This is a genomic window from Huintestinicola butyrica (genome assembly GCF_025567215.1).
GTDB classification, from domain to species: Bacteria; Bacillota; Clostridia; order Oscillospirales; family Ruminococcaceae; genus Huintestinicola; species Huintestinicola butyrica.
The window spans coordinates 134868-151349 of record NZ_JAOQKB010000006.1 but is presented as its reverse complement, the minus strand read 5'-3'; the positions used below and the strand labels follow the sequence as shown (position 1 = coordinate 151349).

19 protein-coding genes are annotated in these 16482 nt (G+C 45.4%); 5 read left to right on the top strand and 14 right to left on the bottom strand.

Going from position 1 to position 16482, the window contains the following annotated elements:
• Window positions 1-24 precede the first annotated feature (24 nt).
• Window positions 25-477: a hypothetical protein gene (locus OCV68_RS08515; protein WP_022474492.1), complete on the top strand. Its 453-nt coding sequence runs from the start codon at window positions 25-27 to the stop codon at window positions 475-477.
• A gap of 223 nt (window positions 478-700) precedes the next feature.
• Here the strand turns inward: OCV68_RS08515 and OCV68_RS08510 are convergent, their stop codons facing one another.
• Window positions 701-892: an alpha/beta-type small acid-soluble spore protein gene (locus OCV68_RS08510; RefSeq protein WP_147621646.1), complete on the bottom strand. Its 192-nt coding sequence runs from the start codon at window positions 890-892 to the stop codon at window positions 701-703.
• A 332-nt stretch (window positions 893-1224) separates the two neighbouring features.
• Between OCV68_RS08510 and OCV68_RS08505 the strand changes: the two genes are divergently transcribed.
• Window positions 1225-2631, top strand: coding sequence for a preprotein translocase subunit SecD (locus tag OCV68_RS08505; RefSeq protein WP_147621647.1), 1407 nt, complete (start codon window positions 1225-1227; stop codon window positions 2629-2631).
• Window positions 2628-3590 carry a protein translocase subunit SecF gene (gene secF, locus OCV68_RS08500; RefSeq protein ID WP_262572039.1) on the top strand — a complete coding sequence of 321 codons (963 nt, stop codon included), beginning with the start codon at window positions 2628-2630 and terminating at the stop codon, window positions 3588-3590. Before OCV68_RS08505 ends, secF begins: the two co-directional genes overlap by 4 nt.
• Window positions 3591-3690: 100 nt before the next feature.
• Here secF and OCV68_RS08495 read toward each other — a convergent pair whose 3' ends face one another.
• The 13 genes from OCV68_RS08495 to OCV68_RS08435 all read right to left on the bottom strand — a co-directional run bounded on the left by OCV68_RS08495 (window position 3691) and on the right by OCV68_RS08435 (window position 14551).
• On the bottom strand, window positions 3691-5712 hold the full coding sequence (locus OCV68_RS08495) for a cellulase family glycosylhydrolase (protein WP_262572038.1): 2022 nt from the start codon (window positions 5710-5712) through the stop codon (window positions 3691-3693).
• Between the two features lie 18 nt (window positions 5713-5730).
• On the bottom strand, window positions 5731-6456 hold the full coding sequence (locus OCV68_RS08490) for a histidine phosphatase family protein (RefSeq protein WP_262572037.1): 726 nt from the start codon (window positions 6454-6456) through the stop codon (window positions 5731-5733).
• A 13-nt stretch (window positions 6457-6469) separates the two neighbouring features.
• Window positions 6470-7750 carry a hypothetical protein gene (locus OCV68_RS08485; protein WP_262572036.1) on the bottom strand — a complete coding sequence of 427 codons (1281 nt, stop codon included), beginning with the start codon at window positions 7748-7750 and terminating at the stop codon, window positions 6470-6472.
• A gap of 20 nt (window positions 7751-7770) precedes the next feature.
• Window positions 7771-8268: a CYTH domain-containing protein gene (locus tag OCV68_RS08480; protein WP_262572035.1), complete on the bottom strand. Its 498-nt coding sequence runs from the start codon at window positions 8266-8268 to the stop codon at window positions 7771-7773.
• Window positions 8269-8319: 51 nt separating this feature from the next.
• The gene (locus OCV68_RS08475; RefSeq protein ID WP_262572034.1) at window positions 8320-9177 is read right to left on the bottom strand and encodes an aldose 1-epimerase family protein; all 858 of its coding nucleotides are present in this window, start codon (window positions 9175-9177) and stop codon (window positions 8320-8322) included.
• A gap of 19 nt (window positions 9178-9196) precedes the next feature.
• A complete protein-coding gene (locus tag OCV68_RS08470; protein WP_022474501.1) occupies window positions 9197-9931 on the bottom strand; it encodes an NYN domain-containing protein in 735 nt (244 codons plus the stop codon).
• A 32-nt stretch (window positions 9932-9963) separates the two neighbouring features.
• Entirely contained in the window at window positions 9964-10608 is a 645-nt protein-coding gene (locus tag OCV68_RS08465; RefSeq protein ID WP_262572033.1) for an HAD family hydrolase, read from the bottom strand.
• Window positions 10609-10617: 9 nt separating this feature from the next.
• A complete protein-coding gene (locus OCV68_RS08460) occupies window positions 10618-11262 on the bottom strand; it encodes an HAD family hydrolase (RefSeq protein ID WP_262572032.1) in 645 nt (214 codons plus the stop codon).
• A complete protein-coding gene (locus OCV68_RS08455) occupies window positions 11259-11849 on the bottom strand; it encodes a DUF308 domain-containing protein (protein WP_262572031.1) in 591 nt (196 codons plus the stop codon). The genes OCV68_RS08460 and OCV68_RS08455 overlap by 4 nt, the downstream gene beginning before the upstream one ends.
• A gap of 60 nt (window positions 11850-11909) precedes the next feature.
• Window positions 11910-12149: a GNAT family N-acetyltransferase gene (locus tag OCV68_RS14765; protein ID WP_394803505.1), complete on the bottom strand. Its 240-nt coding sequence runs from the start codon at window positions 12147-12149 to the stop codon at window positions 11910-11912.
• Window positions 12150-12333: 184 nt separating this feature from the next.
• Window positions 12334-12747 carry a hypothetical protein gene (locus tag OCV68_RS08445; RefSeq protein ID WP_262572029.1) on the bottom strand — a complete coding sequence of 138 codons (414 nt, stop codon included), beginning with the start codon at window positions 12745-12747 and terminating at the stop codon, window positions 12334-12336.
• Between the two features lie 62 nt (window positions 12748-12809).
• Entirely contained in the window at window positions 12810-13475 is a 666-nt protein-coding gene (locus OCV68_RS08440; protein WP_262572028.1) for an HAD family hydrolase, read from the bottom strand.
• Between the two features lie 86 nt (window positions 13476-13561).
• Window positions 13562-14551, bottom strand: a complete 990-nt coding sequence (locus tag OCV68_RS08435) for a CAP domain-containing protein (protein WP_262572027.1) — start codon at window positions 14549-14551, stop codon at window positions 13562-13564.
• 233 nt (window positions 14552-14784) lie between these two features.
• Between OCV68_RS08435 and OCV68_RS08430 the strand changes: the two genes are divergently transcribed.
• Both OCV68_RS08430 and OCV68_RS08425 read left to right on the top strand, forming a co-directional pair.
• Window positions 14785-15264, top strand: a complete 480-nt coding sequence (locus OCV68_RS08430) for an Lrp/AsnC family transcriptional regulator (RefSeq protein WP_262572026.1) — start codon at window positions 14785-14787, stop codon at window positions 15262-15264.
• Window positions 15264-16442 carry an aminotransferase class I/II-fold pyridoxal phosphate-dependent enzyme gene (locus OCV68_RS08425; RefSeq protein ID WP_262572050.1) on the top strand — a complete coding sequence of 393 codons (1179 nt, stop codon included), beginning with the start codon at window positions 15264-15266 and terminating at the stop codon, window positions 16440-16442. Before OCV68_RS08430 ends, OCV68_RS08425 begins: the two co-directional genes overlap by 1 nt.
• Window positions 16443-16482: the final 40 nt, after the last annotated feature.

The following is a 16482-nucleotide window of genomic DNA, read 5'->3' as shown; positions in this document are numbered from 1 at the left end:
TATAACAATCAGGTGATGAATTAAATGAATAAGGAAGTTGTTAAAGAGAACCTTATTAGATTTTTGATATTTATTTTTCTTATAGCTATGCCGAATCTTTTTTGGAATAGAGTCTTTTCTTTATTTGATGGTAATGATTTACTGCGAATTTCATTTGGCTTGTTGAATTGTATGTTTGTACCAATAGAATCTGCAACAATACCTATTCTTAATGTATTAGGTTTTTTGGTAATAAAAAAAAATAATAGGTGGCGGGTAATAACATTATTATATTTAGCAGTTATCTTTATGTTATCGTCAGGATGGTTGATTTTTCAGTTTTATGCCATGAGAACGGATAATATGGATCTGATATTTTTTAATGGTCCCAATTATCTGAGAGATGTATATTTTATTTGTATCAATAATATTATTTCAGGATCAGTCATTGGAATAATTGCCATATTTGATAGGCTCAATATAAAGAATCAGGTATAACGACAGCATCTCAGACGGCGACGGACTTAAACTCGGACATGACCTAAAAGCGGCTCAACAGACATAACTCACGACAGCTAAAAGACATTTAAACAGGGGCAATTACAAATTTTAAGGTTTATTTTCACAGATAAAATAGTAAGGAGCTGTAAAAAAGTCCTCAATAATAATAAAAGGGATGTACCGCTTGATACATCCCTTTTTACTATTTCAGAGGAAAAGCTTAGCCGTTAAGACCCTGCTTGTAACCCTCGATCATCTTCTTGACCATCATACCACCGATGGAACCTGCTTCTCTTGCGGAAAGGTCGCCGTTGTAACCATTTCTCAGGTTAACGCCGACTTCATTAGCTGCTTCCATCTTGAATCTTTCGAGGGTCTCTCTGCCCTGTGCTGTAAGGTTATCGTTTTTCATAATTGATTGCTCCTTTTTATTTGTTATATTTCCGACGCCGTGCGCTTTGCGTTTGCGTCTTATGGGGTTTGCAGTAATATTATATGAGCAGCTGTTCTTATTATTATCGGAAATGTTTTGGTTTAAAACCATTTTCATACAGACAAGCATTTTTCTTAAATCCGTTTTTTCGCAAAAATCAATGAAAACTTGGATTTTAAGGTATTGACATATATACAAAAAAATGTTATAATAAAACGATAATTGCGGTCGTATGCAATTTCGGCTGTATATACGGTGCCCACAAGCATTATCAATGATTCTGCGGCATCAGGAAAGGAATGGTCAAAAAGGTGAAAAGGGTTAGCAAGCCTGTATTTTTCGTTGTATTCCTGCTGATAGCGGCGTTCACGCTATCCGTTATATTCGGCTTCAGCAGTTTTTACGGCGATAACGAAACAGTTTACATCAAGGGCGTTGACGACATACGCTTCGGTATTGATATCAAGGGCGGCGTAGATGTTACGTTCACTCCCCCCGAAGGATTTGACGCCACCGATGAACAGCTGGACGCCGCTAAGGAAGTTCTTGTCCAGCGTATGATCAACCTGAGCATCACTGATTACGAGGCTTATGTTGATTACAACAATGACCGTATAATCGTCCGCTTCCCCTGGAAGGAAGGCGAGGAGGATTTCGACCCCGAAGCTGCTGTAAAGGAGCTGGGCGAGACCGCACAGCTTACTTTCAGAGAAGGTCTTGAGCTTGATGAATACAATCATCCCTCAGGCGTTACCGCCGAGAACGTTATCCTTGAAGGCAAGGACGTTTCCGAGGCTTATGCCGCATATGAGCAGTCAAGCTCTTCGGGAACACAGTGGATGGTTGCCCTCAAGCTTACAGATGAAGGCGCAAAGAAATTTGCCGATGCCACAGCAAGACTTTATCAGGAGCAGGGCAGAATTTCCATCTGGATGGACGATACTTATATTTCCGCTCCTACCGTTAACGCTGTTATCAGTGACGGTAATGCGACTATCTCAGGCAACTTTGACGCCGACAGCGCAAAGAAGCTTGCAGACCAGATAAACTCCGGTGCGCTCCCCTTCAAGCTTGTTACAGCAAGCTTCTCTACCATATCCCCCAGCCTTGGCATGGGCGCTCTGGAAGCAATGGTAGTTGCAGGTCTTATCTCATTTGCACTTATCGCTGTCTTCATGATCTCTGTTTATAAGCTTCCCGGTGTGGTTGCAGTTATCTCCCTTGCAGGTCAGGTAGCAGGAACACTGGCATTCGTTTCAGGCTATTTTGGATTCAAGGACAGCAGCATTCTTACAATTCCCGGTATCGCAGGTATTATCCTTGCAGTCGGCATGGGCGTTGACGCAAACGTTATCACAGCCGAAAGAATCAAGGAGGAGATCACCAACGGCAAGACTCTTGACGGTGCTCTCAACAGCGGTTATCAGCGTGCGTTCTCAGCGATCCTTGACGGAAACGTTACAATGATCCTGGTAGCTATCATACTCATGGGTGCATTCGGAACTCCCGACAGCATCTGCTCCAAGGCACTTCATTTTGTATTCTTTATGTTCGGTCCTTCGACCGCAGGTACGATCTACTCATTCGGATTTACGCTCCTTACAGGTACTGTCCTTAACCTGTTCTTCGGCGTTCTTTGTTCAAGACTCATGCTTATGTCCCTTTCAGGATTCAAGGCATTCAGAAATCCAAGGCTTTACGGAGGTGCTAAGAAATGAGTGAGACAAAATTCAAATTCGATTATATAAAGAATAGAAAGATCTATTTTATAATCTCAGGCATTATCGTCATTTTCAGCATTCTTTCAACATTTATCTTTGGCGCAAAGCTTGATATCCAGTTCAAGGGCGGTACTCTTATCACCTATCTTTATGAGGGAGATATCGACAGTAATGCTTTTGCGGCTGACGCAGAAGAGGCTCTGGGCGGCATTCAGGTAAAAGTTACCACAGGTACGGATTTTAACACAGGAAAGAATAACATTCAGCTTTCTCTTCTCTCAAATTCGGGTCTGACTGCTGACAAGCAGATCGTCCTCAATGACACTCTTGAAGAGAAATATGCAGATAACAGTCTCCAGATGGCAGAATCCACCGACGTTTCACCTTCTTCCGGTAAGGAATTCTTCCAGAAGTGTATTGTTGCGGCAGTATTTGCGGCTATCGTTCTTATCCTTTACATCGCTATCCGATTCAAGAACATCGGCGGCTGGCTGGCTGGCATCTGCGCTGTCATCGCACTTTTCCATGATATAATCGTTGTTTACGGCACATTCGTTATCTTCGGTATGGAAATTGATGCAAACTTCATGGCAGTTATCCTTACTATCCTCGGTTACTCCATCAACGATACCATCGTTATCTACGACCGTATCAGAGAAAACAAGACCCTCTACAAGGACAAGCTTTCCCTTGCAGAGCTTACAAATCTCAGTACAAACCAGTCACTTACCCGTTCCATCAACACCTCTGTTACAACTATTGCAACAATGCTGGTAGTAACTATCGTGGCAATGGTTTACGGCGTAAATTCCATTATCTCTTTCTCCTTCCCCATGATGATAGGTCTTATCTCAGGTACCTATTCCACTATCTGCATCGCAGGTCCTCTGTGGGTATGGCTTGAGGAAAAGAAGAACGGCGGAAACAGCCCCAAGGCTGAAGCTGCTGCTGAGTAATTTTAAGGTAACAAAAAAATCAGTCCATACGGGCTGATTTTTTTTGCAAAAGTTTAGTTAAAACAAAAACTCGGAGCTTTTTAAACTCCGAGTTTTTTCATTATTCACCAAGGCACTTACCGTTTTCTCCGAGAGGTATCTTATGGTCAAGTCCCACGAATTTGCCGTCCTCCTGCCAGAGAACTTCCTTTACAAACTCGTATTTTTCCTCGTCCCAGGTGGTGAAGTCGTCCTTTACAAGTCCGCCTGTATCTCCCGAATTTGCGTTAAAGCACCAGAATGTGTGATTTATCCGCTTTTCCTTGATAAGCTGCCTCAAATATGTCATCCATTTCAGATTGGGCTGGCTCATATATCCGCCCCACTCACCTATAAGCAGCGGAGCTGTGTTTGTGTCATAGATGTACAGCCAGTTGTCCTGCCATGCGTCCTTTTTGAGTGAGTCGAATGTGTAATCGCCCTTGAACCATTCCTGCTGATATACCGCAGGACCGTAGTCATGTGGCGAATACACCAGCTGGCTGTTGTACTTGCCAAGATCAATGGGATCGTTTTTTACGCCTCGGAGGTTTCCGCCCCACCATGTACTATAATAATCGGAAGGGTTTGTTGACGAAAAATCACCGTTTTTCTTGATGTCCTTGGGATATATCTCGATACCCTCGACCATTACAAGGGCGTGAGGATTTTCGTTCAGAACTGCCATTGCTGCCTTTTCGGCTATGTACTTCCAGTTGTCGCTGTCCTTGCCGGAATCCCACTTGGCACGGGGATCTTCATTTGCCTTGCCATGAGGTTCATTTTCAAGGTCATAGGCAATGATAGTGTCATCATTCTTATAACGCTCAGCGATCCACGAAAGAGCATCAAGATAATCCTTTTCGGTAACATCGCCATCGTACCACATATTTTTCATATGACCCATGGCATCGGTCTTGGCACAGTGGATATCTATCATTATCTTGATACCGTTGGCACGGCACTGACCGATAACATAGTCAAATATCTCAAGGCTGTTCATGCCCACCAGATAGTCGTTAGTGGCGTGATTGAAGTTTGCTGTGGGATACTCCCCCGCCGCCCAGCTGTTGATAAGCTCAGTGGATATTGGTACTCTCAGAAGATTAAAGCCCCTGTTGGCGATCTCGGAAAGTGAGCTGTTCAGGTCACAGGTCCAAAGGCCGTCAAAGGTATTGGTTCCCGTATTATATCCGAACCAGTTCACACCTGTGAGCCAGACCTCATTTCCGCTTGAATCAACTATCTTGTTGCCCTTGACGGAGAGCCAGTCATCGGTAGTTGGCTCAGGCACTTCCTTTGCGGTAGGATCGGCAGCAGGCTTTGATGAGCCACCAGAATTTACGCTGTTATTATTTCCGCTGACAGCGGTATATTCGCTTGTGCCAAATGTTAGCTTTGCATTATCCGTATCGATCTTGCCGGGATTTTTAACGATAAAACCGAATGTGCCCTCTCCGCCGGGGTCAATGGAGCGGTTATGCTCCACAGGGGTAATAGTAAATGTTCCGTCCTTTACGGCAATGTCGCAGTTCCACGACTGCTCAACGGAAGCACCGCTGCCCAGCGATATAACAGCTGTCCAGCCGTCAACCACCGATTTTCCTTTGTTTTTAACGGTTCCGTCTATCTGAGAATAATCCGCCGTTCCGTCGCTCCAGCCGTTGGGAACGGATATTGTAAGCTGCGCATCTGTTCCCTCTGACTGAGATTTGCTGACTGCCTTGTCTGAGGACTTTGACGTTTCCGCTACAGTCTCGGTCTTATCGCTTTGCTTATTTTCCGTTTCAGATACAGAAACTGCTTTGGATCCCTCTTCTGTTTTATTCTCGGTATCGAGCCTGAAAGAAGTCTCCGCAACAGTGGCAGCCCCTCCGCCGCCGTATGGGTCATAATCATCGGAAAGCGGGTCATAATCCTCATTGTCAAAGAAATCTGAAGCAGTTGCCGCAGTCTCCGAGCTTTCAGTCTTCGCAGCTGAAGTGACGATCTCAGAGGTATCCGTCTGGATATCATCAGTCTGTTTGTCGCCGCAGGCAGTACAGGAAATGCACATCATAAGTGCCGCCAGCGCTGCGGTAAGTCTTTTGGTCGGAATTTTCATTCAAGTTCCCCCTGTCTGTCAGTCGTGTCTTTCATCTGAATCAAATGTTTCGCAGAATCTTGCCGCAAATGCAGGCTCCTCACCCTTTGCATAAAGATGTCCCGTATCGCCGAAAGTGTTCACTCTGAAATATGCCTTGCCCTCACGGCGTTCCTCGCTGGTAAGCACAGTTACCGATGTGGGAGCCGCACAAAATCCGTGCCACAGCACCATGGGAGATACTCCCAGCAAATGCCCCAGCATAACGCACTCCACGCCGAAATGGCAGAACAGCGCAACAGTCTCCCTGTTGGGTCTCACAGCTTTATAGATGTTGCCATCACGCTCATAGCCGTGACGTGCCAGTATGCCGTCAATGCCGTCATATACCTTTTTCGCCTCGTCAATAACGTGACCCTCAGACATCTGGGGAACATCATACCATTTGTCTTTGTCGTAATAATCGGCTATCTTCGTCCAGTCCTCGGGAAGCATATCCCACGGGATACGTTCCTCGCCTGTGTGGATATCTTTGACATGAGCATCAAACTCACGGAGCCACGGGCAGGTCTCAGCTGTGCGGTCCATAGCGTCAAGGGTGTATTTAGCCGTTGCCTGGGCACGTCCCAGCGGAGATACGTAGAAATGATCTATCTTAACATTTTTAAGTCTTTCCGCCAGCAGTGCCGCTTCCTTTCTGCCCTTTTCGGTAAGTGAGTCAATGGTGTAATCGGGGTCACCGTGACGGATAATAAAAAGTTTCATAAGATACCTCCTGTCAGTTGTTTGAATACGGATATCTGTACTGGCTCACTCTCCAGCTGCCATCGGGCTGCTTTGTGATAACGAAATTGCCGCCGTCGGTATATCCCGCAGGGTCGCCGTCCTCGGTATATTTTTCCTGACGGGAACGGAATATCATTCTGTCTGACGATACTTCAACATCGGTAAATGTAAGCGTTCCGAGGGTAAAGTCCATACCGCCGTCTCCTGCAATGCCGTAGAGACTGCCGTCAATATCGCAGTATTTCTGCGGCGCATCGTTGAAAATGCGCTCTGCGGTGCTGGCGGTGAAAACATTTTCCAGATAGGGCAGCAGGTCATCGACCGACTTAAATCTGCTGTCAGCTATCTTAAAATAATACTCCGAGCTGCCTGTTGCGTCATTTGTCTTTTCAACATAATTTTCCCAGTCGGTAATGTTGAAAGTGGTCATGATAAAATACTGCGCTTCGGTGTTGGCAGCTGCCCAGTAGGCATATCCGAAATAAAGTGGATCATCCTCGGATATCTCCGCCTCGCCTGCCACAAAGCATGGAACGCTGTAGTCAAAGGTCAGCGTTTTAAGGGTAACACGGTCTCCGATAGGCTTCAGTTCGCCGTTTTCATCATAGACATTGGTATCATCTACCACCATTTCATAGATGAACTTATCAGGCTCGGTGTGGTAAAGGTGCACCTGGTCAAGGATATCGGAAATATCCTTCTCGGTGTCAGCCCCCTCGCTGTCATCAGCCTTAATGGTTATCTCCCTCAGTTCGCCGTTTTCATCAATAGTGTACATTCTGCTGACAGAATAAGACAGGTCAGAGCCTTTGTCTATCTCCTCCTGCGTCACATAAAAGGTAAACTGGATTATGTCGGGGATATAATCGTCAGTGATATCATTTGAAATAACATTCACAATAGTCGATGCCTGCGCCTGAGTATAGGGGAAAAACGGCTCATAGCCCGAGGGCGCAGTTATCACAAAGCTGCTGCTCTGATACTGATTATTCTCCAGAGTTACCGATATTTCGTCATCAAATTCACCACGGCGGATTATTGCCATGTAATTTTCCTTGGCACCTTTAAGCTCCAGATTATACTCGGAAAAGGCACCGTCAGAGGACTGCGCAGACTCAAAAGAAGCCGCCTCAAACACATCATCGGTTATGATCTTCGAGCTTTCCGTTTCAAAAGTGCTGTCGGAAGCCGATTCCGAAGCGTTTTCACTTTTTGCTCCGCAGGCTGTGAGAAGCAGTGCTGCACAGGCAACGGCAAATATCCTTTTTTTCATATTGACCTCCGTAACGCCGCTTAATTCTCAGGGAAGCAGCCATTGGCGGCAAGCACTGCATTTGAATATCTCTTATCCCCCGTTACCTCCTTGATAATACTTACAAAGGGCGGGAAGCTGATGTGCTGTTCGGCATTTTCAAGCTCCAGCTCCATTGTTGCAAGCTCGTCGGAAAAGAGATAGCTGTCGATCTCAAAATTCTGTCCTTCATAGGGCAGTATGCGCCGTGTTTTGATGATAGGCACAAGTGAATCGTCCGCCTGACAAAGCAGCTCATTATATTCCTCAGCGGATATCTCACGTTCATTTTCCTGACGTTCAATAGGGCTGACGAACTTTTTCTCGGTGTAATAGTAGCGGCAAACGCCGTCCCTCGTCATGGAACGCACCCTGCGCTGTATATCGGGGTCGGGCTTGACAAGATAAGTCTGGACAATCTCGATCCTTGCGATGCAGTGGCTGTCCAGCTCTGCCGACCGGTTTATAAGAAATTTTCTTTCGATCTCAGGTTTAATCATAATATCCTTACCCTAAAAACGGCACTGCATAGCGCAGCACCGTTGTATAAATTATTCCTTTATTTCGATATCGAATTTGAATGTGTAGGTCTCGCCTGCTGCAAGGTGCTGTGCGTGAGGCATCTTTGTAAGCTCCTCGGTGTCGCAGCAGTAAACGGGAGCCTGTGCCCAAGGCTCCAGGCAAACAAATGTTCCTCTTTCGTCATAGGGTGACCACACTGCAATGCAGCCTGAGTTATCATACTTTACGGTCACGGCTCTGCCGCTCTTTTCGCTGACAAGCGAAACAGCTGAGGAAGCAGGCTTATCCTTCATGAAAACATCGTTGGCAAAAAGCTCTCTTGTAACGTGTACCTTGCTGCCGTTTTCAAGAACAGTGATGTCCTTGTCAGCAAGGTGCTGAACGATGGTCTCGTTCTTCTCGTAAACCACGTCATAATCCTCAAAGGTGCTGTCCTCGCCGTCAAAGGGGCAGAGGAAACCAGGGTGTCCGCCGATGAAGAAAGGCATATCCTCACTGCCTGTATTCTTGACTGTGAGAGCAACACTCAGCACGCTGCCCGAAAGCGAATACTTTGCCGAAAACTCAAAATCATAGGGATAATGTGTCTTTGTGCTGTCATCGGATTTGTATGAAAGCTCCACAGCGCTGTCAGTGCTTTCAGCTGTCGGGAAATCAGTGTCTCTGGTGAAGCCGTGGTTGGAAAGAGCATATTCCTTGCCGTTTACGGTATATTTCTTTGAAGCAGTGTTGCATACAAATGGGAAAAGCAGAGGAGCATGGCGCTTCCACACGTCCTCGGCTGTCCATATGTATTCCCTGCCCGATGCGTCCTTTACGGAGCAAAGCTCCGCACCGAAGCTGTCGATAACTGCTGTAAGCTTGTCTGATTTAATGGTGTATTTCATAATGATCTTCCTTTCAGTATCATTTTACTCTGACGTACATTACCTTAACATTGCCCTTTTCAGAGGGAATGGAGTATATCTCGAATTTGCCGAGAGACTTGATGAACGGTGTCAGCTTCTGGAAGCCAAAGTTTCGCACATCAAAGCTGGGATAACGCTTCAGCAGGATATTTCCCACCTCGCTGAGAGAGGCCCAGCCGTCATCATCGGAGACCTCGCCGATAATTGAACAGATAGCATTCTTGATAGTTTTTGCCTTGACAACCTCGTGAACTTCATCGTCCGATTTGTCCTTATCCTGCTCGGCAGTATCGCTCACCTCGCCCTGTGCAAGGTTTTCGAGATAAACAAACCTGTTACAGGCTGCGATAAATGGGTTGGGCGTTTTCTTTTCACCCATTCCCACAACGTGCATACCCGACTCACGAAGCCTTGCCGCAAGCCTTGTAAAGTCGCTGTCGCTGGAAACTATGCAGAAACCGTCAACATTATGGGAATAAAGAATATCCATAGCGTCGATTATCATGGCGGAGTCTGTAGAGTTTTTTCCCGTGGTGTAGCTGTACTGCTGAATTGGCGTAATGCTGTGGTTCAGAAGTGCCTGCTTCCATGAAGCAAGTGCAGGGCGTGTCCAGTCGCCGTAAATACGCTTGTAGGTGATAACGCCCTCGTTGGATATCTCATCAAGTATTGGCTTGATGTATTTTTCCGAAACATTGTCAGCGTCTATCAGAACTGCGTAACGCTTATCCATAATATAAAATCTCCAATCAGTCATATTGCCGCTCAAAGCAGCTCTTTAAAATCCATTATATACATATCTGCCGCATTTTTTATCGAATCGGCTTCGTCGGCGGAACAGCTGTCATAAACTCCCACGGTGAACATTCCTACGGACTTTGCACTTTTAATCCCACTGAGGATATCTTCAAAAACGGCGCAGTTGTGCGGCTCCTCACCACATTTTTTTGCGGCAAGCAGATATATGTCGGGGCAGTCCTTTTCCGCTCCTGCCTCTTCCGTGGTAACAAATCCGTCAAAATATCCGTAAACCCCATTATTTTTCAGCACAGGGGCATATAGCTTTTCGGGGGAAGCAGTGGCAAGAAATATCCTTTTTCCTGCTTTTTTTAGCTTGTCAAGATATTCTTTAACACCGCTTTTCAGCTTTATCTCGCTGCTGTATTTTATGACCGCATAGCCGTTCAGCTCGGATCTCAGCTCATCAAGAGTATAGACAATGCCATATGACCGCAGAAATCCGAGAAAATCGCTGTAATTCATGGCAGCCGCCGCATTAAGCTCGGTGTCGGAAAGACTGACATTGTTTTTCTCAAAAATAAGCCTGTCGATCTCTTTCCACACGCCGTTTGAGTCAATCAGCGTGCCGTCAAGGTCAAAGATATAGGCTTCAATATTATCGGGTATCATGTAAACACCTCAGAAAAGCTCAGCCGCTTCAACGAGCGACGGTTTCAGCGCATATAGCATTGGCATTATCTCCTCAGTGGGAGCAATCATATCGGGGATCATAACAGGCTTCATTCCTGCGGCGTGCGCTGCCTTTATGCCGTTTATCGAATCCTCCAGCACAAAGCAGTCAGCGGGAGCAAGCCCCATTTTATCCGCACAGGCAAGGAAAATATCGGGGGCAGGCTTGCTTTTAAGCCCCATATCTCCGCAGACAAAAATGTCAAAAAATTTCAGCACATCTATCTTGCCGAGGAATTCCTTTACCGCCCATTCTCTCGTTGACGAGCCTACCGCCGTCACATATCCCTTTGCTGTCACCTTTTCAAGTATCTCGGTTATTCCCTTTTTGGGCGGAAAACCGTTGTTCCCTATAATTTCGTCGATATATTTGTGCTTTAAGTCCATAAGATGCTCAAAATCAAAATCGCCGTAAGCTTCCCTGTAGATCTCACGGGTGTGGTCATGGCTGGTGCCGATGGTTTTAAGGCTGATATGCTCGATATCCGCCAGTCCCATATCATGCCCTGCCCTTACCACAGCGTCGTTTATGATACGCTCCGAATCTATCATCAGACCGTCCATATCAAAGATTATTCCCTGCTTTGAACTCATTCTTCGGTTCCTCTGAAATAGTGGAAATACTTTGCTCTGCCTATCCAGTCGTTAAGGATATTAAGACCGTGAACGATAAAGAATATGCCCACAGCAAGCACTGTCATTCCTCTGAATATCTTTTCGGAATTGAATACCACTACAACGCCCAGTATGGTGATGATTATGGAAAAAATTATTCTGGGAACATACCACTGCTTGTCATCGCTGTTCTTGAAAGCGTAAACAAACGCTCTCGCGCCCTCACAGGCAACAACTATTCCGATGATTATAAAGGTGAAGCTGCCTATTTTCTGGAGTATCTTTGTGTTAAAAAGCAAAAGAGCAATGGCAAGCCACAGCAGCCAGTCAAGGGTGAACTTGCTTCCACCCATAAGCTTTGCCTGCGAAAAACGGATACCTGCTGTTACTATGCAGGTGATAAGCGCACAAACACCCAGCACGCCCGAAACTGCGTCAACTGTCTGCTGACGGTTTATAAAGGCAAAAATGCCTATGACAATCATTCCGATACCTGCTATCAGCCAGAGGATAAGTAATGCAAGCTTTTTCTTATCGGTTGATGTAAGACTTCCTAATATGCTCATAAAATAAACTTCCTTTCAATATCTTATAAGTTAAGCCCAAATGGCATTAAAAGCTTTGAATTATCGGTTATTGACAAGAATATGCGCATTCATCTTAAACCCGTATTTTTCATATAAATGAATCGCTTCATTTCCATCAACCACCTTGACCTCGATATGATGAACACCGTTCCTGTCAAAAGAACTCATAGCCCAGTCCATAAGAGCCTTGCCGTATCCTTTGCCACGGTATTCTTTAAGCACAACAAGATAATCCGGCTTACCGACATTGCCGCAAATATCTATCTTGCCAAAGCCCACAACACTACCGTTATCTTCCACTGCACTATGTGAGAGTTCTTCTTTAACAAAGCCTCTTCAAACAGCCTCAATGTTTCCTCATACGGTCGGCTTGGATAACCGCCTTTAAAATTAACGGAGACACCGTTATGATATTCAGCCAATGCCCGCAGGCATTTCTCTAATTTTCGTGTTTCAGATGCTTCTATCTCCCGCATATCGTTTCCTCCAAATTATTATCCGAAGTGCGTTCTGACAAGACAGTCTCGGGAAATATCTCCCAGTAAAACTTTCTGTCTGACTGAGGAAAATCACTTAAAATGCCATGCTCGGGATCGTAAAAAGTGCCGTCCGCATACAGTGACCAGTGCCAGCACCTTGGCGTTTCCAGACTGAGCAGTGCACAGCGAGGAAGATCGGCAGCTGTATGTGCCTGCCTGCGTTGGGGAGAGAACCCTATGCCGTGTTCAGTCAGTACACGCTTCATTTCACGCAGGTCTGTCTCACGGTCATTGTCAAGGTATTGGCAGATGTATTCGGCAGTTGTACCCAGCAGCATTGCCAGCACTGCCTGACCGCACTGCAGATCGGTCGGTTCATGGATATAATATATGTTCATATTTCACCATCAATTATATACTGGAGTTTGTACAGTGTGCTTATCTGGAATATTGCTGATTTTTAATCAAAAAAACATGTGTTATATACTTCCAATAAATTTCTTACAGCTATGATATCTGTCGGAACTTCTCGATTACTCCTATTTACCCATATCGCATTTATTCCAATAGAGGAAGCCCCTTTTACATCACTGCTTAAAGAATCACCAATATGTAATACTTCCCCAGCAGATAAACCAACGTTGTTTAATGCAAACTCAAACAATTCACTTCTGGGTTTATACGCCTTGGCATCTTCGCTTGTAAACACCCCAGTTGACCTTAAATTATGATATTTGATTGCTTGAAAAACATCATCTCTATCAATATTAGATACGACATATATAGGCACGGGACACATTTCAAAAAACTGCTTTGATTCTTCAAATATAGGTGGTTTTATCCAATGGTCAAACATCAGGTTACTTAATACCTCTGCATTAGCAGACGAATTAAAATGCTGTATTGTTTTTTCTAATGACTTATATTCCAATTTTCTTTGAGTCTCAAAGCTATAACCGTATGCACGGTTAAATGAAGTTTGAAATTCATTCCACCAATAGGAACCTACTTCTGATATATCATTTACTTTTCCGGTAGCACATATTTCTTGTGATACTTTTCTTATAACTTCTCCGTCCTCATGCACAACCGTGCCGTAAAAGTCTGTAAATATTGCTTTAAGCATTTAGTAAATATCACCTCAAAAGCCGATATATCTTCACACAAATAAGCTGCTATTTCAATTTAACATTAGAAATTGTCAGGATAAAATCAATCTGTAAATATCTGCACCCAGCTGCCCGATGCCTCGTCATACCCCACACCTATCTGACAATAGTCGGGAGAAAGAATATTCTTTCTGTGGCCATCGGAATTCATCCAGCTGTCCATTACCTCAGCGGGAGAGGTCTGACCCTTGGCGATATTCTCTGCAGCACTGGTAAAGCTTATGGTTATGGCAGTAAAGCACTTCGTTCCGTCGGGACGGGTATGCGAAAACTTCTTTGCGACCTCTCTTGCACGCTTGTCGGCATTTGTGCACAGGGTGTCGTTCTTTTCAAGAGCGTCAAGTCCTGCCGCCGCACGTTCCTCATTGACAAGGCGGATTACCTCATCAACAAATTCGTCGGAAGATAATATATCAGCCTTTGTGTCGGTATAAAAATCGTTCTGAGCCTCCGAACCCCATGAGGAGACAACAAATCCCAGAGTGAAATATTCCGAAGGGTCGGTGCTGTCATATACCGTTACCATTGCAACTCCCACGCCCTCTGCATCGACATAAAGCGTAAAGCTGCCGTCAGTGACAGTTCCGCAGGAAACGGAGATGATGTTGGGGTCCTCGTTGCGGACCTTTATCTTTCCATAGCCCGTGGTCATGATATCCACCTGAGCACGCTCTCCCATTTCCATTGAAAAAACAGAGTCAAAGCTGTCGGGATCGTAAGATGTCACGCTTTCCTCTGGAGCTGTAACGGTCACTGTACACTTATATTTCTTGCCGTTGTTGGTGGCATAGATATACGCCTTGCCCTCGCCGACTGCTGTAACGATGCCGTTTTTATATTTGCACACGCTTGCGTCGGTTATACGCCACTTGGTCTTGCCCTTGGCACCCGAAAGCTTCAGCGTTGCTGTCTCCCCCACTTCAAGAGTGATGGAAGTTCTGGTCAGCCCGATCTTCTGTACAGCCGAGACCCCCGTGCCGAAAAAGCCCACTGTCATTATGACACAAATGAGCAGAGAAACTAACTTTTTCATATGATTCCCCCAAAAATCAGTATGCAGGTATTTATAATCATTATAGCAATTTTTTTCTTTCAAGTCAATAATTTTGCCGAAATCGGGGCAAATTTTCAAAATACTATAGACAAACCGATGAAAATATTGTATAATAACCTTGTGTTTTATTTTGCGATGCTCAAGATATCGCAGATACACAGCTGTGAACTTACCCGCAGATGCGGCACGGCAAAGAAAGGATGGTATTATTCATGGATTCTCTTATCAAGCTTTTAAAGGGAAATGCTCGTCTTTCTAACGAACAGCTGGCGGTCATGCTCGGTGTTACCCCCGAGGATGTCGCGGCACGTATTGCCGATTATGAAAAAAGAGGCGTTATAAAGGGCTACAGCGTTATTTTGAATGAAGAACTGGCGGATAAAAACGCCGTTACTGCTTTTATAGAAGTTAAGGTAACACCCAAGGCGGACTTTGGTTTTGATGAGCTCGCCCGCACCATTATGATGTACGACGAGGTGGATTCCGTAACACTTATGTCAGGCTCCTTTGACCTGGCAGTTACCCTCAGCGGTACAAATTACAAGGAGATCGCACTGTTTGTGGCTAAGCGTCTGTCCAGCATTGACGGCGTTATATCCACATCAACACATTTTGTGCTCAAACAATATAAGGAACAAGGCTTCTTTATCGAAAATGAAGCCGCAGATGAAAGGGGATTCGTTTCTCCGTGATGGAATACGATAAACTTATTGCTAAAAAATGTAAAGATATGAAGCCTTCGGGCATCAGAAAGTTTTTTGATATTGCCGCTCAGATGGATAATGTCATCTCTCTGAGCGTTGGCGAGCCTGATTTCCAGACACCTTGGAATGTCCGTCAGGCAGCCGTTACAGCTCTTGAAAAGGGCAAAACCAAATACACCGCTAACGCCGGTATCGTTGAGCTGCGTGAGGCTATCAGCAGGAACATACATAAGAACACAGGCGTGGATTATGACCCTAAGAGCGAGATAATCGTTACTGTAGGCGGCTCCGAGGGTATCGATATATCCATAAGAGCGCTCATAAATCCAGGCGACGAGGTGCTTATAGTTGAGCCTTGCTTTGTTTGCTACGGTCCTATAGTATCTCTCTGCGGCGGTGTTCCCGTATCGGTCCAGACTACGGAAGAGACCGAGTTCAGGCTCACTCCCGAAATGCTCCGTGAAAAGATCACCGACAGGACAAAGCTGCTTATCCTCCCATTCCCCAACAATCCCACAGGCGCTGTTATGGAAAGAAAGGACCTTGAAGCCATTGCAGAAGTGATACGCGGAACGGATATCCTTATCCTCAGCGATGAGATATACAGCTCCCTTACATACGGCGGAAAGCACTGCTCCATTATCCAGATCGACGGCATGAAGGAGCGCACTATTTTCGTAAACGGTTTCTCCAAGGCATATGCTATGACAGGCTGGAGACTTGGCTATGTGGCAGGCCCTCAGCCCATTATCAAGCAGATGCTGAAAATACATCAGTACGGCATAATGAGCAGCCCCACTATCTCCCAGTATGCGGCTATAGAGGCTCTTGACAACTGCGATGCCGATATCGTCAAAATGCGCAACGAGTACGATATCCGCAGAAGATGGCTGGTAAATGCCCTTAATGATATGGGTCTCCACTGCTTTGAGCCAAAGGGCGCATTCTATGTGTTCCCCAGCATAAAGTCAACAGGACTTTCCAGCGAGGAATTCTGCGAGAGGCTGCTGTATGAGCACAATGTTGCGGTAGTTCCGGGAAATGCTTTCGGCGACTGCGGCGAGGGATATATCAGAATTTCCTACGCATATTCGCTCAAGCACCTTATGACTGCGGCTGAACGCATGAAAGAATTTGTGGAACAGCTGAAACAGGACAAGCAATAATGATCTGCCCCGAAACCGTCACTGCGGCGATTTCGGGGAA